This is a genomic window from Agathobaculum sp. Marseille-P7918 (assembly GCF_900625105.1).
Lineage (GTDB): Bacteria > Bacillota > Clostridia > Oscillospirales > Butyricicoccaceae > Agathobaculum.
On the sequence record NZ_UYYD01000027.1, the window covers coordinates 1 to 1,868 of the forward strand.

General features: G+C 59.1%; 3 protein-coding genes and 1 pseudogene. All 4 read left to right on the plus strand.

All coding sequences use genetic code 11. The features are described 5' to 3' along the window. Positions 1-125: 125 nt before the first annotated feature. Positions 126-401, plus strand: a pseudogene (locus tag EJL02_RS13950) (hypothetical protein); the annotation flags it as partial. 14 nt (positions 402-415) lie between these two features. Continuing rightward, positions 416-667, plus strand: a complete 252-nt coding sequence (locus EJL02_RS13955) for a hypothetical protein (RefSeq protein ID WP_006575050.1) — start codon at positions 416-418, stop codon at positions 665-667. Further along, positions 657-1,451, plus strand: coding sequence for a DNA-methyltransferase (locus tag EJL02_RS13960; protein WP_125116958.1), 795 nt, complete (start codon positions 657-659; stop codon positions 1,449-1,451). Before EJL02_RS13955 ends, EJL02_RS13960 begins: the two co-directional genes overlap by 11 nt. Before the next feature lie 17 nt (positions 1,452-1,468). Next, positions 1,469-1,868: MT-A70 family methyltransferase (locus EJL02_RS13965; RefSeq protein ID WP_442858031.1), on the plus strand; the 400-nt coding region annotated here is incomplete at its 3' end.

Sequence of the window (1,868 nt, forward strand, 5' to 3'; positions counted from 1 at the left end):
TACACGCTGGGAAATTAGACTGACATCTGGAGAGCCGGATACGCTGAGAGGTGTAAGTCCGGTTCGGAGGGGAGTTCTCGGAAACCTACCATAGCAATATGGCAAGGCGCCGGGTTCTTACCCTACTGCTCACCAGTTTGGCCCCCATCCCTATGGCAACGATCTCCCACCGGGAAGTGGGGCAGATGGGGCAGAACTATCTGCGCTCCCTGTTTGCCGTGGGCTTCCAGGGGTTGCTCATTCTGGTGTGTGTTGCGATTTATGCGGTGCTGATCCAGGGAATTGCCACAGGCGGAGATCCCATTGGGGCGATATGGGGCACCGTGGGCTATACGGTTTTGCTCTGCTTCATGCTGTTCAAAACCGGGACGATTGCGCGAAGTATCTTTAGCGCACATTGAGAAAGGGGTGTTCTATGCCGAGAAGATATGGGCCCGACGGGTCGCGCCTGTGGAACGGGAAAGCGCCGGAGGACTTCAACCAGGCTGATGTTTACCGCTTTATGGCGGAAACAGAGTCCGTTTTGCAAAAGCAGGAATTGCTGGGCGGCAGGGATGACGCGAAGAAAATTGCCCAGCAGTTAGCCGAGGGGCGGGCGCAGGCCGCCCGTGAAAACGCTGCCCGGCCCGCCCCGGCAAAGGGTAAGGAGGCCAGGGATGACCGATAAGGGCACCTCTGGACAAAGTGTCCAGAAGTCCCCGGAGCTCCCGGAGGGCCTGTTCCTTATGGATGGCATTGAGGGCCTGCGCTCCCTGCCCCGTCATTCTGTGGATATGCTCTTGACCGATCCGCCTTACGGCACCACCCGGAACTTTTGGGATGTGCCCCTACCGCTCCCGGAGCTGTGGGAGGCGGTCAAGTGGGCAGTCAAGCCGGACGGCGCTGTACTGTTCTTTGCACAATGCCCCTATGACAAGGTGCTGGGGGCATCCAACCTGTCCATGCTCCGCTATGAGTGGGTATGGTACAAAAGCCGCTGCACAGGCTTTCTCAACGCCCGCCGCGCTCCGCTGAAAAAGACGGAGAATATTCTGGTGTTCTATCAGAAGCTCCCGCTTTACAATCCGCAGTTTGAGCAGGGCAAGCCCTACAAGAAAACTGCGGGCAATAACGGGAATAGCACCAACTACGGGAAATTTACCCGTTCCGGCAGCGGATCGGAGGACGGCCTGCGCTTTCCCGGAAATGTGCTGACCTTTCCAGCCGTCCAGCGCACCGTCCACCCCACGCAGAAGCCGGTGGCCCTGTGCGAGTATTTCATCAAAACCTACACCCGGCCCGGCGAGGTGGTGGCGGACATCTGCGCGGGCTCTGCCACAACAGCGGTGGCCGCCCTCAATACGGGCCGCCGCTTCATCTGTTTTGAAACCGTCCCCGCCTATTACGCCGCCGCCACAGAGCGCATCCGTCTGGCGCGGGCAGCGTTGGAGGCCGGAGAGAAAGGAGTGTAACTATCGGACAGTATTCTGTGATCTATGCCGATCCCCCCTGGCGCTACACGCAAAAGGGCTTGCAGGGTGCGGCGGAGAAGCATTACCCCACAATGGGGATTGACGAGTTATGCACGCTCCCGGTGGCTGATCTGGCGGCCCCGGACAGCGTGCTTTTTTTGTGGGCCACGTTCCCACAGCTCCCGGAGGCCCTGCGGCTGATCAATGCGTGGGGCTTTCAATATAAGTCTGTGGCTTTCGTCTGGCTGAAGAAAAACCGAAAGTCCGAAAGCTGGTTTTATGGCCTGGGCTTTTGGACGAGGGGCAACGCGGAGGTTTGCCTGCTGGCGACACGGGGACACCCGAAACGGCAGGCGGCAAACGTCCATCAATTCATTATTGCCCCGATCCAGGAGCACAGCCGAAAGCCGGACGAGG

Coding starts and splice junctions, on each gene's coding strand:
- EJL02_RS13960 (WP_125116958.1), top strand. CDS start 657: ATGACCGATAAGGGCACCTCTGGACAAAGTGTCCAGAAGTCCCCGGAG.
- EJL02_RS13955 (WP_006575050.1), top strand. CDS start 416: ATGCCGAGAAGATATGGGCCCGACGGGTCGCGCCTGTGGAACGGGAAA.